20 protein-coding genes are annotated in these 16,402 nt (G+C 70.3%); 6 read left to right on the top strand and 14 right to left on the bottom strand.

The features are described from left to right. Nucleotides 1-16: 16 nt before the first annotated feature. Both minC and AC1PMG_RS15885 read right to left on the bottom strand, forming a co-directional pair. Nucleotides 17-778, bottom strand: coding sequence for a septum site-determining protein MinC (gene minC / locus AC1PMG_RS15890; RefSeq protein WP_184643995.1), 762 nt, complete (start codon nt 776-778; stop codon nt 17-19). Nucleotides 779-780: 2 nt separating this feature from the next. Beyond that, nucleotides 781-1,374, bottom strand: a complete 594-nt coding sequence (locus tag AC1PMG_RS15885; RefSeq protein WP_019801958.1) for a GNAT family N-acetyltransferase — start codon at nt 1,372-1,374, stop codon at nt 781-783. A 140-nt stretch (nt 1,375-1,514) separates the two neighbouring features. On the opposite strand from AC1PMG_RS15885, the gene AC1PMG_RS15880 reads away from it, so the two are divergent. From AC1PMG_RS15880 to AC1PMG_RS15865, 4 genes are all read left to right on the top strand, one after another. Next, nucleotides 1,515-2,705 carry a sensor histidine kinase gene (locus AC1PMG_RS15880; RefSeq protein WP_152240199.1) on the top strand — a complete coding sequence of 397 codons (1,191 nt, stop codon included), beginning with the start codon at nt 1,515-1,517 and terminating at the stop codon, nt 2,703-2,705. After that, the gene (locus AC1PMG_RS15875; protein WP_017907693.1) at nt 2,705-3,346 is read left to right on the top strand and encodes a response regulator; all 642 of its coding nucleotides are present in this window, start codon (nt 2,705-2,707) and stop codon (nt 3,344-3,346) included. The genes AC1PMG_RS15880 and AC1PMG_RS15875 overlap by 1 nt, the downstream gene beginning before the upstream one ends. 456 nt (nt 3,347-3,802) lie before the next feature. After that, nucleotides 3,803-4,969 (top strand): polyketide cyclase, encoded by a 1,167-nt coding sequence (locus tag AC1PMG_RS15870; protein ID WP_342074423.1) that lies wholly within the window; start codon nt 3,803-3,805, stop codon nt 4,967-4,969. 101 nt (nt 4,970-5,070) lie between these two features. Continuing rightward, nucleotides 5,071-5,442, top strand: a complete 372-nt coding sequence (locus AC1PMG_RS15865; RefSeq protein ID WP_267093667.1) for a DUF423 domain-containing protein — start codon at nt 5,071-5,073, stop codon at nt 5,440-5,442. Nucleotides 5,443-5,506: 64 nt separating this feature from the next. Here AC1PMG_RS15865 and AC1PMG_RS15860 read toward each other — a convergent pair whose 3' ends face one another. The 12 genes from AC1PMG_RS15860 to AC1PMG_RS15805 all read right to left on the bottom strand — a co-directional run bounded on the left by AC1PMG_RS15860 (nt 5,507) and on the right by AC1PMG_RS15805 (nt 14,130). Next, nucleotides 5,507-6,943, bottom strand: coding sequence for an FAD-binding oxidoreductase (locus AC1PMG_RS15860; protein ID WP_481109523.1), 1,437 nt, complete (start codon nt 6,941-6,943; stop codon nt 5,507-5,509). Nucleotides 6,944-6,980: 37 nt separating this feature from the next. Then, nucleotides 6,981-7,577: a hypothetical protein gene (locus AC1PMG_RS15855; protein ID WP_481109522.1), complete on the bottom strand. Its 597-nt coding sequence runs from the start codon at nt 7,575-7,577 to the stop codon at nt 6,981-6,983. Further along, on the bottom strand, nt 7,574-8,383 hold the full coding sequence (locus tag AC1PMG_RS15850) for a M15 family metallopeptidase (protein ID WP_481109521.1): 810 nt from the start codon (nt 8,381-8,383) through the stop codon (nt 7,574-7,576). The genes AC1PMG_RS15855 and AC1PMG_RS15850 overlap by 4 nt, the downstream gene beginning before the upstream one ends. Nucleotides 8,384-8,465: 82 nt before the next feature. Next, nucleotides 8,466-9,284, bottom strand: coding sequence for an APH(3') family aminoglycoside O-phosphotransferase (locus AC1PMG_RS15845; RefSeq protein WP_481109520.1), 819 nt, complete (start codon nt 9,282-9,284; stop codon nt 8,466-8,468). Nucleotides 9,285-9,532: 248 nt separating this feature from the next. After that, nucleotides 9,533-9,811 (bottom strand): hypothetical protein, encoded by a 279-nt coding sequence (locus AC1PMG_RS15840; RefSeq protein ID WP_481109519.1) that lies wholly within the window; start codon nt 9,809-9,811, stop codon nt 9,533-9,535. Further along, nucleotides 9,769-10,128, bottom strand: a complete 360-nt coding sequence (locus tag AC1PMG_RS15835) for a hypothetical protein (RefSeq protein ID WP_481109518.1) — start codon at nt 10,126-10,128, stop codon at nt 9,769-9,771. Before AC1PMG_RS15835 ends, AC1PMG_RS15840 begins: the two co-directional genes overlap by 43 nt. Continuing rightward, nucleotides 10,125-11,447 (bottom strand): alpha/beta hydrolase, encoded by a 1,323-nt coding sequence (locus AC1PMG_RS15830; protein WP_481109517.1) that lies wholly within the window; start codon nt 11,445-11,447, stop codon nt 10,125-10,127. The genes AC1PMG_RS15835 and AC1PMG_RS15830 overlap by 4 nt, the downstream gene beginning before the upstream one ends. 1 nt (nt 11,448) lies before the next feature. Next, the gene (locus AC1PMG_RS15825; RefSeq protein WP_481109516.1) at nt 11,449-11,625 is read right to left on the bottom strand and encodes a DUF4177 domain-containing protein; all 177 of its coding nucleotides are present in this window, start codon (nt 11,623-11,625) and stop codon (nt 11,449-11,451) included. Beyond that, nucleotides 11,622-11,801 (bottom strand): type II toxin-antitoxin system antitoxin, encoded by a 180-nt coding sequence (locus AC1PMG_RS15820; protein ID WP_148828821.1) that lies wholly within the window; start codon nt 11,799-11,801, stop codon nt 11,622-11,624. Before AC1PMG_RS15820 ends, AC1PMG_RS15825 begins: the two co-directional genes overlap by 4 nt. Beyond that, a complete protein-coding gene (locus tag AC1PMG_RS15815) occupies nt 11,798-12,088 on the bottom strand; it encodes a hypothetical protein (RefSeq protein ID WP_481111688.1) in 291 nt (96 codons plus the stop codon). The genes AC1PMG_RS15820 and AC1PMG_RS15815 overlap by 4 nt, the downstream gene beginning before the upstream one ends. Before the next feature lie 13 nt (nt 12,089-12,101). Then, complete coding sequence (locus AC1PMG_RS15810) at nt 12,102-12,974, bottom strand: SPFH domain-containing protein (RefSeq protein ID WP_148828822.1); 873 nt, start codon at nt 12,972-12,974, stop codon at nt 12,102-12,104. A 151-nt stretch (nt 12,975-13,125) separates the two neighbouring features. Next, nucleotides 13,126-14,130, bottom strand: coding sequence for a quinone oxidoreductase family protein (locus AC1PMG_RS15805; RefSeq protein WP_481109515.1), 1,005 nt, complete (start codon nt 14,128-14,130; stop codon nt 13,126-13,128). 131 nt (nt 14,131-14,261) lie between these two features. Here AC1PMG_RS15805 and AC1PMG_RS15800 point away from each other — a divergent pair, with 131 nt between their 5' ends. Further along, nucleotides 14,262-15,134, top strand: a complete 873-nt coding sequence (locus AC1PMG_RS15800) for a LysR family transcriptional regulator (protein WP_481109514.1) — start codon at nt 14,262-14,264, stop codon at nt 15,132-15,134. 35 nt (nt 15,135-15,169) lie between these two features. After that, nucleotides 15,170-16,357, top strand: a complete 1,188-nt coding sequence (gene purT / locus AC1PMG_RS15795) for a formate-dependent phosphoribosylglycinamide formyltransferase (protein ID WP_481109513.1) — start codon at nt 15,170-15,172, stop codon at nt 16,355-16,357. Nucleotides 16,358-16,402: the final 45 nt, after the last annotated feature.

Genomic DNA, 16,402 nt, shown 5'->3' with positions numbered 1-16,402 from the left:
TCGTGGTTGGGCCGCGTCAGTCTTGCGCGGCGATCATGATCTGGTCCTGCTCCAGCCAGACCTGGACGGCCTTGCCACGCAGTTCCTTGGGAATATCGTCCAGCACCTTGTAGTGGCCGGCAATGGCGACCAGTTCGGCGTGGAAGTCGCGGCAGAAGATCCGCGCCTCGGTGTTGCCCTGCGCACCGGCCAGGGCGCGGCCGCGCAGGCTGCCGTAGATGTGGATGCTGCCGTCGGAGATCACCTCGGCGCCGGCGCCGACGGTGGCCACCACGGTCAGGTCGCAATTCTCGGCATACAGCTGTTGCCCGGAGCGCACCGCGCTCTTCTGCATGCGCCCGGGTTGCGGCCGCGCCGCCGGAGCGGGCGGTGGCGGAGGCGGGGGCGGCGGCGAGACCGGTGCCGGCGCCGCAGCGGGTGCGCCGCCATCGAAGCGCTCGTACTGCGCGCGGAACTTGGCCAGCAGCGGCAGGCCCAGCGCCACCGACAGCTCCTCGATCTCGCGGGTGCCGTAGGCCAGCGCCACCGGCAGCACGCCGGCGTCGCGCAGGCCGTCCAGCAGCGCCTGCGCGGTGGCCGTGTCCGGGGTCTGCGCCAGCCCGCCGAAATCGATGATCACCGCGGCACGGCCGAACAGCTTGGGCGCGCGCTGCACCCGCTCGCGCATCTCCTGGCTCAGCCGCGCCACGTCCAGCGTGCGCACGCGCAGGTTGGCGATGCCGACCTGGCCGATCTTCAGTTCGCCGGCCTGCTCGAAATCCAGATTCACCGACGACACGCTCAGGTCCCGGTCGGGCGCTGCGCCCGCTGCAGGCGATGGGCATGGCCGGCCCAGGGCAGTTCGGGCAGGGTGTCGCCGTAGGTTTCGCGCACCCAGGCGTAACTGCACAGATCCTTCAACAGCATGCTCGCACGCACCTCCACTTCGTTCATCGTGTTCTGGCCCACTTCGCGGAAACCGAAGCTGCCATGGAACAGCAGCGCCGCATCGGCGCCGTGATCCAGGAAAACCTCGCACGCCAGTTGCGGGTAGCGCAACTCGGCGTAGCTCTGCACGTCGGCGTAGAACGCCCGGCCGACGCCACCGCCGCGGCGGCGGCTGGCCACCACGATGCGGTCGATATAGAAAAACTGCGGGTAGCGCTCGCGGAACCAGGCGAAATTGCTGCTGTCGTGGTCGCTGTCGCTGCCGAAGCCGACCAGGAAGCCGGCCAGGTTGCCGTCGCGCTCGGCGACGCGGAAGTACTCTGCGGTTTCGTAGAAGCGGTGCAGCTTGGCCGAATCCAGCGGCAGGATCGCCAGTCCGGCGTTGTTGTTCAGGGCCAGGACCGAATCGAGCTCGTGCTCGCGCACGTCGCGGATGACGATCGACATTGAGACTCCATTGCTGATGCGCGCGCGGCCCCGTGCGGACCGCAGGGGCGGATTATCGCACGCGCGACCCGGGGCGGCGAGCCGCGCCGGCATGACTTCCGTGGGAGTGCAATGCGCGCCGTTCATCCTAAGATGGCTGCATGTTGGGATATCTCAGCCATACCCGCGTCCTGCGCTATGCCGGCCTGTTCACCTGGGCCGTCATCTGCATGCCGTTGCTGTACCTGTACTGGGAGCCGGTCGAGGAATCGGGGCGGATGCCCAGCGGCGAGGTGTGGCTGCTGCTGGCCAGCTACCTGGGCTTCGGCGTGGTCTATTTCCTGCTGACCCGGCGCCTGCACAGCGGCGACGGCGTGCGGTGGTACGACCGCGGCATGCTGGTGCTGCTGACCATCTGCGCGCTGGCGGTTGGCTACCTGCACCGCTCCGGGCTGGGCAGCATCCTGATGATGGTGGCGGCCGGGGTGATCCCCTGGCTGCTGCCGGTGCGCGCCGGCGTGGCCTGGCTGCTGCTGAGCCAGTTGGCGGTGCTGCCGGTGTACCTGACCATCGGCTTCCCGCCGTTCGAGGCGCTGATGCAGTCGCTGCTGTACGGCGGCTTCTCCATGTTCATCTTCGTCACCAGCCTGGTCGCGCGCCAGCAGACCCAGGCGCGGGAGGAGCAGCGCCAGCTCAACGCCGAACTGCGCGCCACCCGCGCGCTGCTGGCCGAGAGCGCCCGGGTCAACGAGCGCACCCGCATCTCGCGCGAGCTGCACGACCTGCTCGGCCACCACCTGACGGCGCTGAGCCTGAACCTGGAAGTGGCCGGGCACATCACCGAGGGCCGCGCGCAGGAGCACGTGCAGCAGGCGCATACCCTGGCCAAGCTGCTGCTGACCGACGTGCGCGAGGCGGTCAGCCAGTTGCGCGACAGCGGCGCGATCGACCTGGCGGCGGCGCTGCGGCCGCTGGCCGAGCGGGTGCCGTCGCTGCAGATCCATCTGCAGGTGGAGGAGCCACTGACCGTGGAGGATCCCGAGCGTGCGCACGTGTTGCTGCGCTGCACCCAGGAGATCATCACCAACGCGGTGCGCCACGCCCAGGCCGACAATCTGTGGATCGAGGTGCGCCGCGACGGCCCGCAGGTGGTGATCCAGGCGCGCGACGACGGCCGCGGTTGCGAGACCCTGGCTCCCGGCAACGGCCTGCGCGGCATGCGCGAGCGCCTGAGCCAGTATGGCGGCAGCCTGGACGTGGCGGCCGCGCCGGGCGCCGGCTTCCGCCTGCGCGCCGCGGTCCCCGGCGCCGCCACCTTGCTGCCGCCCGCCGTTCCCCAAGGAGTGTTGTGATGATCCGTGTATGCCTGGTCGACGATCAAACCCTGGTGCGGCAGGGCATCCGCTCGCTGCTGGCGCTGGATGGCGGCATCGAGGTGGTGGCCGAGGCCAGCGACGGCCGCCAGGCGGTGGAACTGATCCCGCAGGTGCTGCCCGACGTGGTGCTGATGGACATGCGCATGCCGTCGATGTCCGGGCTGGAGGCGCTGCAGACGCTGTCGCGCGCCGCCGCGCTGCCGCCGACCATCATCCTGACCACCTTCGACGACGACCAGTTGGTGCTGGCGGGGCTCAAGGCCGGGGCCAAGGGCTATCTGCTCAAGGACGTGTCGCTGGAGCAGCTGGTCGGCGCGATCCGCACCGTGGCCGCGGGCGGCTCGCTGGTGCAGCCGGCGGTGACCCAGCGCCTGCTGTCCGGCCTGGAGCATATGCGCAACGACTTCGTCAGCCTGGACCGGCCCGACCCGCTGACCGACCGCGAGACCGAGATCCTGCGGCTGATGGCCAGCGGCTTCTCCAACAAGGAGATCGCCAACTCGCTGGGCGTGGCCGAGGGCACGATCAAGAACCACGTCTCCAACATTCTCTCCAAGCTCGGCGTGCGCGACCGGACCCGGGCGGTGCTGAAGGCGTTCGAGCTGCAGTTGGTCTGACCGAGCAGGATGCCCCGCGCGGTGCCGTAGGTGGTCTGAACGAGACAGGATGACGGCCGGCGGAGGCGGGTCGCGCGCACGCCGGCCGGGTCCCGTGGCACCGGAGGCCATGCAAACCGTGCCGGCATGGCGCTGTCGCGCCTGTCGCGCGCAGGCAAGTGGTCTGGCCTTGGCTTGGCATGGCGCGGACACGCCCGGCTGTCCGAGAGTGCCGTCGTTGCTCGATTCGATGCGGGCCGGTCTTGGGTGCGCCGGCCTGTCCGCCGCCGTCGTTGGGACAATGGTCTGGTCGTCCCCGGCGCCGCGCGCACCGCCGCTGCCGGCACCGCGCAAGGCCGTTGCGGCGCGGGGCGAAGCGGCATTCCGTGATGTGCTGACCACGGACAGCGAAGCCTGCTAGGATGGGCGCTTCGCTTCATCAACCCGGCCGTGGGATCGGCCCCGGAGACCTCCTGAATGACCCGTATTATCGAGTTCCTGATCGCCCTGGGGATCGTGGCTGGCCTGTTCGTCATTGTCGGCGTGGTGCTGCCCTCGGAGCGTCACATGTCCGAAAGCGTCGAGACCAATCGGCGCATGACCATCGTCTATGACACGGTCAACAGCCTGCGTCGGTTCAAGGACTGGAACCCCCTGGTGCTGCGCGACCCGCGCATCGAGCTGAAGCTCTCCGGCCCGGAATCCGGCGTCGGCGCGCGCCTGGACTACAGCTCCAAGGAGGGCTACATCGGCAAGGGTAGCTGGACCATCACCTCGACCGAGAAGAACAAGGACGTGGTCATCGCCATCGAGGACGAGACCAAGGGCAAGGACAAGACCACCAGCTTCAAGCTGGAGCCGACCGGCAAGAACGGCCGCAACGTGAAGATCACCCAGGACTACACCGTCAAGTACGGTTGGGACCTGCTGGGTCGTTACGCCGGCCTGTACGTCAGCCGCCACGTCGGCGACGACATCAAGCTGGGTCTGTCGCGCCTGAGCAACGTGCTGGCCACCGTGCCGAACGTGGACTACCGCTCCGACGACACCCCGTTGAAGGACCTGAAGGTCGTCGACGTCCCGGCCGAGGACCTGCTGGTGGTCAACGCCGGCAACATCGACCGCGACAACGACTCCATCAAGAAGTCCATCAAGGACAACCAGGAGTGGATCAAGCGGGTGATGGACGCCAACGGCCTGGAAGCGGCCGGTCCGGTGCGCATCGTCACCACCGACTTCGGCGCCGACAAGTACGCGTTCGACGTCGCCCAGCCGGTGCGCAAGCGTGCCGGTGGCGCGCCGAAGGACGACGCCAAGAAGGATGAGAAGAAGGACGACAAGAAGGACGACGTGGCCGCCGCGCCGGTCGATGCCACCCCGGTTGCCGCCTCCGGCGAGCCGCTGAAGGTGACCATCCCGCAGGGCGCTCCGGTGACCTACCTGCGTACCGAAGCGCACCGTTCCGCCTTCGCCAGCTACACCGGCCACATGGCGGGCCTGGATGCGGCGCGCAATGCGCTGCGTGCCTGGGCCGCGACCAGCGGCTACGACGTGACCGACCGTCCGTACGAAGCCTGGAAGGGCGGAGTGGACAAGTCGTTCACGCCGGAAGGCACCTACGACATCTACTGGGCGATCAAGTAAGTCCTGCCCTGGTGGACGAGTGAACCGGAACGCGCCGCATCTTGCGGCGCGTTCTGTTTATGGGGCCGGCAAACGCTGCCGCGCTCCCGGAGGAAACCCTCATGCTGACGTTCGATCGCCGTACGCGCGGGCCGTTCTGGCTGTGCAGTGCCGGCGCGCTGCTGGCGGCCGTGTCCATCGGCCTGTCCGCCTATGCCTCGCACGGCGTTGCCGAGCCCCTGGCGCAATCGCACCTGCAGACCGCGGCGCTGTACGCCTTCGGCCACGGCGTGGCGCTGGCGGCGCTAGGCCGCCGCAGCGAACGCTTGCTCGCCCGGAGTGCGCTGTGCCTGCTGCTGCTCGGCACCGTGCTGTTTTCCGGCAGCCTGGCCGGCAACGCGCTGGCGCAGTGGCCGACGCGCCTGGCGCCGATCGGCGGCACCACGCTGATGCTGGGCTGGCTGCTGTGGGCGGTGGACGCGCTGCGGCGCTGAGTGGCGTTGCATTCTGCTGTGTGTCGCTCGATGCACGCCAGCCAGGCGCCTTCTGTGCGCTGCCCTACGCGCGCGGCAGATATTTGTCCCATAGGTGGTTGCGGAAGCGTCCTTGCGGATCCACCTGGCGCTTGATCCGCGCGAACGCCTCGGCCTCCGGATAGGCCGCGGCGAACTGGTCGGTGCTGGCATGCAGGCGGTACGGCAGGTAATAGCGTCCGCCGTGTGCAAGTGCGGCATCGATCAGCTGCCGCGTCCACACCGCCGAGGCGCGGTCCGCGGCCATCCCGCTGCGCTGCTTGTGGTACAGCACGAACGAGAACACCGGTTGCGTCGCCCAGCGCAGCAACGCCACCGTATCGGCGGGCGAGTGGCGGATGGAGACGTTGAGCGCATTGACCTCATGGCGACGCAGGATCGCGGCCATTTCCTTCGCGAATGCGGCGAACGCGGACACTGGCACGAAGTATTCCTGCAGCAGGAAGGTGGACAGGCGCCGGGTGCGTGGTTCCAGCGCCTTCGCATCCAGGCTGGCCTGGCAGTTGCGGCGCATGACCGCCGGCGTGTGCAGCAGCGGCTCGGTCTGGTAGTGCTCGCGCAGCCATGGGCCCAGCGGTAACTCCGAGGCAGCCCAGATCATCGCTTGGTCGCGCGTGTAGTTCTGTCCGCGGGGCAGCAACCGGCGGGGCTCGGTCAGTGTCCCGGTGCTGCGGCGCCAGGTCACCGCCAACGGCTGGTCGAAGCGTGGCGGCATCAGATCGGCGTTGTGCATGATCGCAAGCGGATCGCTGGCGATGCGTTCGGCGAAGAAGGCCGGGTACTCGACCAGCGTCAGCTGCTGGACGTGGCGTTCGAGTACATCGTTGTGGGCCAGCGACAGCTCGGCCTCGGTGATCACGCCGAGCCCGCCGTAGCCGCCGATCGCGGCGGCGAACAGCGCCGGCTCGCGATCGTGATCGAGTTCGTGCACGCTGCCTTGCGCATCGACCAGTTGCAGGGCCTTTACCGTGTGCCCGATCGGGCCGGCGTGCAGGTAGCGACCGTGGCAATTGACCGAGATCGAGCCGCCGATGCTGAAATTGCTGTAGCTCTGCATCACCGCAACCGAAAGATCGTGCGGATCGATCTGGTCCTGCACATCGCGCCAGCGCATGCCGCTGCGCACGCGGATCCGCTGCGCGCCCGGATCCAGATGAACCACGCCGACCAGCTCACGCAGGTCCAGATGCAGCGAGCCGGCGGCGCTGACCTGGCCACCCATGCTGTAACACGCGCCGCCGACCGACACCGCGCCGCGGCTGTCGCGCAGCAGGGCAGCGACCTCGGCCGTGCTGCGCGGTCGCGCGATGCGCGCGACGCGGGTCCGATCGATGGCAGCGATGTCGCCGATCTCCAGTGGATCAGGGGCACTGCGCCCGCATCCTGATAGCGCCAAGCCGGCGCCAGCGCCGAGCAGCGTAGCGCTGGCGGCACGGCGCCGATGATCGATGTGCTCGTTCATCAACATTCCCGGTCTTCGTGGCCGATACGGCCTGTACTCAGCGGTCGCCGACCAGTTCCACCTGCGCCTTCAACCGCACCCACGCGTCCTGGCTGGGATCGTTGACCGTGACCTGCACGGTATAGGTGCCGAGCGGGTCGCTGTCCTCGAAACGCAGTTGCACCGACAGCGGCGCCAGTTCCAGCAGGCCGGCGGCGGCTGGTGGGCCGCCCATGCCCAGTGGCCGCATCGGGTCCTGCAGGGTGGTGCTGCCGTCGGGGCCGAGCACGCGCAGGCTCATCTGCGCATCGCAGGCGCCGCCGTTGTTGGGGCTGGGCGCGCAGCCGGAATACAGCAGCGCCACGCGCAGCAACTGGCCGCGCTTCACGCGCGCGATCGTGCGCAGGTTGGGCGCATGCGCGGCCTCGGTCTGCCCCCACTCCTGCGCGAACGCGCTGAAGTCGGCGTCATCGGCGATCTGCAGCGCGGCGGCGAAGGCCTTGTCGTGTCCGCGCTCGGCGCTGTCCGGCAGCGCCTGGCCCTGCCGGTCGTGCCATTGCGCGGCGGCGCAGGTGGGCAAGGCCAGGGCCAGCAGGGTCAAGGTCCGCCAGGCGGCGGTGCCGGCGCGCGGCCGGCGGGTGTCGGAACGGATCATGCGCAAGCGGCCTCCTGCCAGCACCAGTGCCAGGGTTCGTAGACGATGCCATGCGGGTTGTCGCGCGGATAGCTCATGCGGTAGCCGAAGGCGCCGGCGTGGTCGCGCAGCCAGGCGAAGGCCGGCGTGCGCTCGAAACTTTCCTCGGCCGGCGGTTCGCCGGGCGTGCCGATGTCCAGGGCGTGCCCGCTGTGGTGCTCGCTGAAGCCCGGCGCGGCATTGACCGCGAGGATCTGCGCGAGAGTCTGCCCGCGGGCGAACTTGCGCGCAAAGATGCCCAGTTGATACGCGTGGCTGCGATAGCCGGAGATCGCCTCCAGCACCACGCCATCGCGCGCGGCGGCATGGCGCAGCGCGTGCCAGGCGCGTGCGGCGTCGGCGCTCAGCCACAGCGGGCGTCGGTAGCGGTCGTCGCCGGCCGCGTGCAGGGTGGCCGGTTCCGGCTGCAGCGGCAGGCCGGTGCGCTGCGCGTAGGCGTCGGCGGCCAGGCCCAGCTGGACCAGTTGCTCCTGCAGCGCGTGCAGCGGCAACCAGGTCTCATCAGCCGCCATCGCGCCGCGTGCGGGCAGCGCGTCGAGCCGATCCAGGGCCGCGTCGATGCCGGGTTCGTGCATCAGCCGCGGCACCAGCGTGTGCAGCCCGTGTGCGTTCGCGGTCGCCAGGTAGCGTCCGTCGTGCTTGCGCCGCAGCAGCCAGGTCGCCTGCGCGAGCTGGCGCGCATCGGCGTTGCTGCGGGCGCGTAGCCGCGCGGCCGGCAGCAGTTCGATGGTCTCGGTGTTGAGCAGCAGGCTGGGGACGGTGCGCATCGGCACAGGGTAGAGCCAAGCAACGCGGGCGGCCAGTCGTGGGGCGATCCTGCCGCGCTGCACACGCCGCGGCAGACGCGGCTCAGAAGAACTCGTCGAGCAACTGGTGGAACTGCAGCCGCGTAAGGTCCGGCGTGGCGATGCCGTACGCGGCGAAGAAATGGTCGGCGAGCTGCGGGCCGAATTCGTCCAGGCAGTTGGCCAGGATCGCCAGGTCCTGGTACGGTTCGGCGACGCCGGCGCGGCCGAGGTCGATCACCCCGACTACGTGGTCCGGCGCGTCGAGCAGGATGTTGTCCAGCGAATAGTCGCCGTGGCTCAGCACGCGCTCGCTGGCCAGCGGCAGCAGCGCGGTCATCGCTTGCCACACCGCGTCCGCCGACCAGCTGGCACGCGCCTCGTCGAAGTCCTCGGTGTCGACCAGGCCCGCCTGCAGCCGGCGTTGCGCGGCGGCCAGGCGCAGCGAGTGGCTGGCGTCGAACGGACAGGTGTCGATCGGCAAGGCGTGGAAGTGGCGCAGGAAGTCGGCCAGCGTCTGCACGATGCGCTCGGCCTGCGCGGGCGCCTCCTGCAGCCACTGGTAGGCGGTCTTGCCCGGCAGCGCTTCGCTCAGCAGCCAGGCGCCGGCGGCGTCGGCCTCGAAATGCAGCACGCGCGGCACGCAGCCCGTTCCGCGCAGCCAGTGCAGGCGCGCGAATTCGTCCACCACGTCGTCGTGCGAGGCGCCGGTGCCGCGCTTGAGGTACAGGTCTGGCGTGCCGGTGCCGCCGAGCCGATAGACCAGGGCGCCGGCCTCGCCGACCAGATCGCGGTGCCAATGCAGGCCGTGCAGCCGCGCCGACAGCGTCGGCGGCAGCGCCGGTGCGGTGGCGGGAGTCTCGCGGGGCGCGGTGTCGTCCATCGGGCCGATCCTGGAGAGTTGCTTGATGGTTGAGGCGAGGTCGCGTCCCTGTGCATGCCGCTGGCGACGAGGGCGAGCGTTGCTGCTGGTCCAGCGTATCGCCTCGGATACGCCGGAACCCTCGGCTTGGCGTCCTCGGCGCATTTGACGCGTACGAGCCGCGAGAACTTACCGCACTGCGCGCGGCATGTCCTGCCCTGTGCGAGGGCCGCTCGCAGCGGCGATCGACGCGGCGCTGCGCGTCGGACTCACGCCATGCGGCGGGTCGCGCCGCGTGTGTCTTCGCCGCCACGCGCCGGCGCCGCCAGCGCCTGCCATTCCTGCAGCACCTGCCGAGGGTGTTCGACGCTGAGCAGCAGCCAGCCGCCGTCGTGCAGCGGAACGGCCAGCACGCGATCGCTGGTGATCAGGCAGAACGCCTTGTGCCCGTCGCGGGTCCGGTAGTGGCCGGCATGGAAGCCGGGGTAGCCGAAGCCGAGCAGCTTCAAGGCCGGCTTGAAGCCGGTGTGCTCGGACAGCGCGACCACGCGCGCGCGTCCCCCAGGCGCAGCGCAGCCAGCGGCACGCGCTTGGTCAGGAACGTCGCACGCACCTCCACCAGGCCGTCGTGCAGCAGCACGCGCTGCCGCGCGAAGGTGGCGGTGCCGGCCACGCCGATCAGCCCCAGCAGCCCGAAATGCCACCACAGCGCACCGGGCCGCGCGGCGTGCAGCGCGAAGGCGCCGATCACGGCGGCGACGAGCAGCAGCGGCAGCCACAGCCACAAGGCCAGACCCAACCCATGCGCCGGCGCCACCGGATACCGCCGTGCCGGCGAGGGCGCTGTGGATCGCAGCCGGCTCATGGCGCGGCGCCGTGGTTGGCGGGCAGGGCGCGCACCCAGGCGGCGACATCGGCGATCAGGGCCGGGTCGACGTGGCCGGGCGTCGCGTACTCGGCTGGTCCGGGCGCGCCGGTGCCGACGATGCCCAGATGGTTCAGTGCGGCGTAGCGATGCAGTGTGGCGTGTGGATCGTCGCCCAGTGCCTGTTGCCACCGCTGCCAGTCCGGCGCGGTGACCTGGAAGTCGCGCTCGCCCTGCAGCCACAGCACCGGCTGCCCGAGCGCGCGGACGTCGGCGACCGGGTCGACCTGGTCGAACGCACGCCAGTAGGTGGCGGGCACGTCCAACGGCGAATCGCTGCGCGCGACCTGGCCACTGCCGCGGACCTTGGCCACGCGGCGCTCGATCTCGGCCAGCGCCGCCTGCCGCTGCGGCGACGGCGGATGTTCCTGGCTCAACAGATAGCGGTTCTGCTCGATCAGCAGGTCTAGCAACGGTCGCGCCGGGGCTGCCCACAGCACGATGCCGGCGGTCTTGCCGGAGCGGCGTGCGATGCGGGCGGCGAGCATGCCGCCCTGGCTGTGGCCCATCACCACGATCCGCGCAGGGTCGATGCCGGGCGTGCGCGCCAGCGCCGCCACCGCGGCGACGGCGTCGTTGGTGGTCTCGTCGTCCATGGTGAAACCCTCGTCGATGCGCCCGGCAAAGCTCTCCGGCAAGGCGAAGGTCCGCTTGTCGTAGCGCAGCACCGCGATGCCCTGCGCGGCGAGCCCACGGGCGACGTCGAGGAACGGACGGTTCGGGCCGATGGTCTCGTCGCGGTCCTGCGGACCCGAGCCGTGCACCAGGACCACCGCCGGGAACGGACCCTTGCCAGCCGGCAGCGCCAGCGTGCCCGGCAGCGGACCAACCGCAAACGCCTGTTCACTGAAGCCGGCGTCGGCGGCGGGCGGCGCCGGCGCCGGCGGTGGTGCGGGAGTGAACAGCAGGCCGGCGATCTTGCCGTCCGCATCGATCGACACGTGCGCCAGCAGTGCGCCGCGCTCGAACTGCAGGCGCTGTTCGATCACGCGTAGTCCGTGCTGCTCGCGTTCGCTGGCCGGGCCGCGCTGCTGCAGCGCGCCCAATTGTGTGGACAGCATGCGCCAGGCCTCGGCCAGCTTGTCGGATGGCACCGCCTTGGCCATCGCCGGGGTGAACTCGGCTTCGACCGCAGCCAGATCGCCGGCCTGCAGGCGATCCAGCAGCGCGCTGGCGGTCTGTTGCGGCGTCGCGGCCAGCACCGTGAGCGGAGCGAGCAGCGCCGTCAGTGCAAGCGCAAGAACCCGATGCGGGCGCATGTCAGAGCTCCCGCTTGAACATCATCAGCGGCTTGGTGCCAGCCAGGGTGAGCACGTTGACCAGTTCCCAGCCGAGCTTGCCGTGCTTGTTCAGATCGGCCTGCAGTTCGTCCAGCTTCAGGCCCAGCATCAGGTTGGTCTTGGCCTCGACGGTGAGGTACTCCCAACGCTTGCTCATGAGGTGCGTTCCTTGTCGTCGCCGGGCTTGGGCAGCCGGCCCGCCTTGCGCAGCGCGTCGCGCAACACGTATTCGATCTGCGCGTTGAGGCTGCGCAGTTCGTCGTCGGCCCAGCGCTGCGCCGCCGCCAGCACGTCGGCGTTGATGCGCAGCGGATAGGCCTTCTTCTCGCTCATGACCGCTCCTGCCGCGCGGCGTCGCTGCGCCGCAGGTGCAGCAGCATCGACACGATCAGCGCGTTCACCGTCAGCAGCAGTGCGATCGCCACCGCATAGACGCCGGTGCGCTGGCCGCCGGTCCAGTACAGCGCCGCCGCGCCGATCAGGATCGCCAGGCCGATCAGCGCCCAGCGCAGGCCCAGCCCGCGCGCACGGTCGTCGCCCTTGCCGCCGACCCAGGCGGCAATGACCAGGGCCGGCAGGCCGGAGAGGGCGAGCGCCAGCGGCGCGATGGCGGCGTGCATGGACATCGGCACCTCAGTACAGCGAGCCGGCGTTGACGATCGGCTGGGTGCCGCGGTCCGAACACAGCACGGTCAGCAGGTTGCTGACCATGTGCGCCTTGCGCTCCTCGTCCAGCGCGACCACACCGTTCTTCTGCAGTTCGGCCAGGGCCATCTCCACCATGCCCACCGCGCCGGCGACGATGCGGGTGCGCGCGGCGATCACCGCGTTGGCCTGCTGCCGCTGCAGCATCGCCTGGGCGATTTCCGGGGCGTAGGCGAGGTGGCTGATGCGTGCCTCGATCACGTCCACGCCGGCCTGGGTTAGCCGTTCGTCGAGGTGGCGCTTGAGCTGTTCGCTGATCTCGTTGGGATGGCTGCGCAGCGAGATCTGCCCGTCCTCGTGCTGGTCGTAGGGATAGCTGGTGGCCATCGCGCGCAGTGCCGCCTCCGACTGGATGTGCACGAAGCTCTCGTAGTCGTCGACGTTGTAGACCGCCTCGGACGCGTCCATCACCTGCCACACGATCACCGCGGCGATCTCGATCGGGCTGCCGTCCAGTTCGTTGACCTTGAGCCGCCCGCTCTCGAAGTTGCGCACGCGCTGGCTGACCTTGCGCTTGCTGAAGAAGGGGTTGTTCCAGCGCAGGCCCGGGTCCTTGACCGTGCCCACGTAGCGGCCGAACAGGCTCAGCACCGCGGCCTGGTTCGGTTCCAGCGCGTACAGGCCAACCACCAGGAACAGCGCGACGGTCAGCACCGGGATCGCGACCAGCAGGGTCCACGGCATCGCCGACGGCTGCAGCACGCCGGTGGCAATGATCGCGCCGGCGCCGGCCACGAACACCAGAACCAGGCCCACGATCATCGGAATGCCGGGCAGGGAGGAACGGGGCTGCTCTTTCATGGTGGACGTCCTTGGGTGGTTGGACGAAAAGATATCAAATTGATATCAGGTTGCAAGGGGCCGGGATTGGGGAGTCGGGATTCGGGATTGGTGGGGGCCAGGACGCGGGATGCTGCTGCACAGTCAAACACCGCCACGCACCGTCGCATGGCTACGGCAGCAACACGATGGCACCGGTGCTCGTGCGCGATTCCAGCAGCCGGTGCGCGTCGGTCGCGCGCTCCAGCGGCAGCCGTGCACCGATCTCGACCTGCAGGCCATCGGCCAGCCGTTGCAGCGTCGCCTGCGCCGCGGCGCGGTAGCCGTCCAGGTCGCGGGCGATGAAGCCCAGCACGCTCGGCCGTGCCAGCGCGATCGAGCGCGCCGGGCCGAGATCGTCCAGGTCCACGCAGTGCCGTGCGCCGACCGCGGCGACCTGGCCGATGCTCGCGACCAGGCCGAACGGGCGCACGGCGCCGAGCGTGCGGGTCAGGACCTCGCCGCCGATGCCGTCGATGGCATAGTCGACGCCGTCGCCACCGCCGAACGCGCGCGCGGCGGCGACGAAATCCTCCTGTCGATACTCCACCACCGCCTCGGCGCCATAGCGGCGTGCCAGCTCGGCCTTGGCGGCCGAGCCGACCGTGCCGATCACGCGTGCGCCGAGCGCGCGCGCCCACTGCGTCGCCAGCAGGCCGAGCCCGCCGGCCGCGGCGTGCACCAGCACGGTGTCGCCGGCGGCGACCTGACGGAAGCGATGCAGCAACATGTGGACGGTGATGCCTTTCAACAGCCCGGCCGCGGCCGCCTCGTCGCTCAGCGCGTCGGGGAGCGGCAGCACGCGCGCGGCCGGCAGGGTGCGCAGGCTGGCGTAGCTGCCGTTGGGCAGGCCCGCATAGGCGACCCGCTGGCCGGGCGTGAGCGTGCGCACATCGGCACCCATTGCGTCGATCACCCCGGCCGCCTCGATGCCGAGTGCCGCCGGCAGGTGCGGCAAGGCATGCGCGCCGCTGCGGAAATAGATGTCGACGAAGTTCACGCCGATGGCGGTCTGGCGGATGCGCACCTCGCCGGGGCCGGGGCCGGGGGCGGCGACCGGCGCGTCGAGGCGGCGCAGCACGTCGGCGTCGCCGTAGCGGTCGATGCCGATGCGCAGGGCCGTGCGGGGAGGGGACATGGCGGTTTCTCGGGATGGGGAGGGAGCAGTCATCATCCGGCTGTGCATAATTCGGCGGAATTTCCTTCTTTCGCCCAGATGTTGTGCAAAATTCGACCGATACCAACCCACTCCCGGCCGCATCTCCCGCGATGAGCTGGGACGACGTCCGCTACTTCCTGGCCGTCCTGCGCGAGGGCAGCCTGTCCTCGGCGGCGCGGACCTTGCGGGTCCAGCACTCGACGGTGGCGCGGCGCATCGACGCGCTGGAGGCCGCACTGGGCATGCGCCTGTTCGACCGCCTGCCGCGTGGCTGGCTGCCGACCGCCGAAGCGCGGCAGTTGGCCGAGCACGGCACGCGCCTGGAAGCCGAGGCGCATGCCTTCGGCCGCGCCGCGCAGGGCGCCACGACCTTGGACGGCGTCGTGCGGGTCTCGGCCTCGCCGGTGTTCGCCAGCCACTTCCTGGCGCCGCGCCTAGCCCGCGCGCAGCGTGCCTGGCCGGCGCTGCGCATCGATCTGCTGGGCGAGGCGCAGGCGGCCAACCTGTACGCGCGCGACGCCGATCTGGCGGTGCGGCTGTCGCGGCCGCAGGCGCCGGGACTGGTGGCGCGGCGCATCGGCACCATGCGCTTCGCGTTGTGCGCGAGCCCGGAGTGGGCCGACGCGGCGCCTGCCAGCTGGCCATTCGTCGGCTACGACGATGCGCTCGCGCACACCCCGCAGCAGCAATGGCTGCAGCGCTTCGCGGCCGGGCGCCGGTTCGCGTTCGTCGCCAACGATATGGCCGCGCAGCTGCATGCCTGCGCGGCCGGGGCAGGCGTGGCGCTGCTGCCGCGGTTCCTGCTGGAGGCGACCGCGGTGAGCGCCGGCGGGGCCTTGGTCGAACTGCCCGAGGCGCCACGCTGCGACGTCGAGCGTGAGATCTGGCTGGTCGTGCATCCGGACGTGCGCCGCGCGCCACGCGTGCAGCGGGTCGCCGAGGCCATCGCCGATGCGGTGCAGGCGGCGGACGGGCGGCTTTAAAATAGCCACCCCCTCTTCGCGCAGGCGCCGCCGCCATGGTCACTCTGGGAACCCCGTTGTCCGCTTCCGCCACCCGTGTGCTGCTGCTTGGCTCCGGCGAGCTGGGCAAGGAAGTGGCGATCGAACTGCAGCGCTTCGGCGTGGAAGTGATTGCGGTGGACCGCTATGCCGACGCCCCGGCGATGCAGGTCGCGCACCGCAGCCACGTGGTCGACATGCTCGATGCGATGGCGCTGCGCGAACTGATCGCGCGCGAGCAGCCGCACCTGATCGTGCCGGAGATCGAGGCGATCCACACCGAGACCCTGGTGGCGCTGGAGCGCGACCTCGGCCAGCGGGTGATCCCCACCGCGCGTGCGGCGCGGCTGACCATGGACCGCGAAGGCATCCGCCGCCTGGCCGCCGAAACCCTGGGCCTGCCGACCTCGCCATACCGCTTCGTGGACACGCCAGAGGAATACCGCGAAGCGATCGCCGCGGTCGGCCTGCCGTGCGTGGTCAAGCCGGTGATGTCGTCCTCCGGCAAGGGCCAGAGCACGCTGCGCAGCGCCGCCGACATCGATGCGGCGTGGGAGTACGCGCAGACCGGCGGCCGCGCCGGCGCCGGCCGCTGCATCGTCGAAGGCTTCATCGACTTCGAGTACGAGATCACCCTGCTGACCGTGCGCCACGCCGGCGGCACCGCGTTCTGCGATCCGATCGGGCACTGGCAGAAGGACGGCGACTACCGCGAGAGCTGGCAGCCGCAGCCGATGTCGGCGCTGGCCCTGCAGCGCGCGCAGGACATCGCCCGTGCGGTCACCGACGATCTCGGCGGCTGGGGCCTGTTCGGCGTGGAGCTGTTCGTCAAGGGCGACGAGGTCTGGTTCAGCGAAGTGTCGCCGCGGCCGCACGACACCGGCCTGGTCACCCTGGTGTCGCAGGAACTGAGCGAATTCGCCCTGCATGCGCGCGCGATCCTCGGCCTGCCGATTCCGTCGATCCGCCAGAACGGTCCGTCGGCCTCGTGCGCGCTGCTGGCGCACGGCGAAGGCGTGCCACGCTTCGGCAATGTCGATGCCGCGCTGCAGGCGCCGGACACCGCCCTGCGTCTGTTCGGCAAGCCCAGCGTGCACGGCCACCGCCGCGTCGGCGTGACCTTGGCCCGCGGCACCGACATCGAGCAGGCACGCCAGACCGCCCGCGACGCTGCCGCTGCCCTGACCATTGATCTAGACGCATAAAACTGCGAGCGCTCGGAAAGCGGGGCCAAAGGGGACCCGCTTTCC

The sequence above is a fragment of the Xanthomonas sp. NCPPB 2250 genome (assembly GCF_056725265.1).
Note: the sequence above shows the minus strand (reverse complement) of the source record. Positions and strands in the feature narration are given on the sequence as shown.

Bases quoted from the DNA above. Each gene is read 5' to 3' on its own strand.
- AC1PMG_RS15885 (WP_019801958.1), bottom strand. From the start codon at position 1,374: ATGTCGATCGTCATCCGCGACGTGCGCGAGCACGAGCTCGATTCGGTC.
- AC1PMG_RS15880 (WP_152240199.1), top strand. From the start codon at position 1,515: ATGTTGGGATATCTCAGCCATACCCGCGTCCTGCGCTATGCCGGCCTG.
- AC1PMG_RS15875 (WP_017907693.1), top strand. From the start codon at position 2,705: ATGATCCGTGTATGCCTGGTCGACGATCAAACCCTGGTGCGGCAGGGC.
- AC1PMG_RS15870 (WP_342074423.1), top strand. From the start codon at position 3,803: ATGACCCGTATTATCGAGTTCCTGATCGCCCTGGGGATCGTGGCTGGC.
- AC1PMG_RS15865 (WP_267093667.1), top strand. From the start codon at position 5,071: ATGCTGACGTTCGATCGCCGTACGCGCGGGCCGTTCTGGCTGTGCAGT.
- AC1PMG_RS15860 (WP_481109523.1), bottom strand. From the start codon at position 6,943: ATGAACGAGCACATCGATCATCGGCGCCGTGCCGCCAGCGCTACGCTG.
- AC1PMG_RS15855 (WP_481109522.1), bottom strand. From the start codon at position 7,577: ATGATCCGTTCCGACACCCGCCGGCCGCGCGCCGGCACCGCCGCCTGG.
- AC1PMG_RS15850 (WP_481109521.1), bottom strand. From the start codon at position 8,383: ATGCGCACCGTCCCCAGCCTGCTGCTCAACACCGAGACCATCGAACTG.
- AC1PMG_RS15845 (WP_481109520.1), bottom strand. From the start codon at position 9,284: ATGGACGACACCGCGCCCCGCGAGACTCCCGCCACCGCACCGGCGCTG.
- AC1PMG_RS15835 (WP_481109518.1), bottom strand. From the start codon at position 10,128: ATGAGCCGGCTGCGATCCACAGCGCCCTCGCCGGCACGGCGGTATCCG.
- AC1PMG_RS15830 (WP_481109517.1), bottom strand. From the start codon at position 11,447: ATGCGCCCGCATCGGGTTCTTGCGCTTGCACTGACGGCGCTGCTCGCT.
- AC1PMG_RS15825 (WP_481109516.1), bottom strand. From the start codon at position 11,625: ATGAGCAAGCGTTGGGAGTACCTCACCGTCGAGGCCAAGACCAACCTG.
- AC1PMG_RS15820 (WP_148828821.1), bottom strand. From the start codon at position 11,801: ATGAGCGAGAAGAAGGCCTATCCGCTGCGCATCAACGCCGACGTGCTG.
- AC1PMG_RS15815 (WP_481111688.1), bottom strand. From the start codon at position 12,088: ATGCACGCCGCCATCGCGCCGCTGGCGCTCGCCCTCTCCGGCCTGCCG.
- AC1PMG_RS15810 (WP_148828822.1), bottom strand. From the start codon at position 12,974: ATGAAAGAGCAGCCCCGTTCCTCCCTGCCCGGCATTCCGATGATCGTG.
- AC1PMG_RS15805 (WP_481109515.1), bottom strand. From the start codon at position 14,130: ATGTCCCCTCCCCGCACGGCCCTGCGCATCGGCATCGACCGCTACGGC.
- AC1PMG_RS15800 (WP_481109514.1), top strand. From the start codon at position 14,262: ATGAGCTGGGACGACGTCCGCTACTTCCTGGCCGTCCTGCGCGAGGGC.
- purT (WP_481109513.1), top strand. From the start codon at position 15,170: ATGGTCACTCTGGGAACCCCGTTGTCCGCTTCCGCCACCCGTGTGCTG.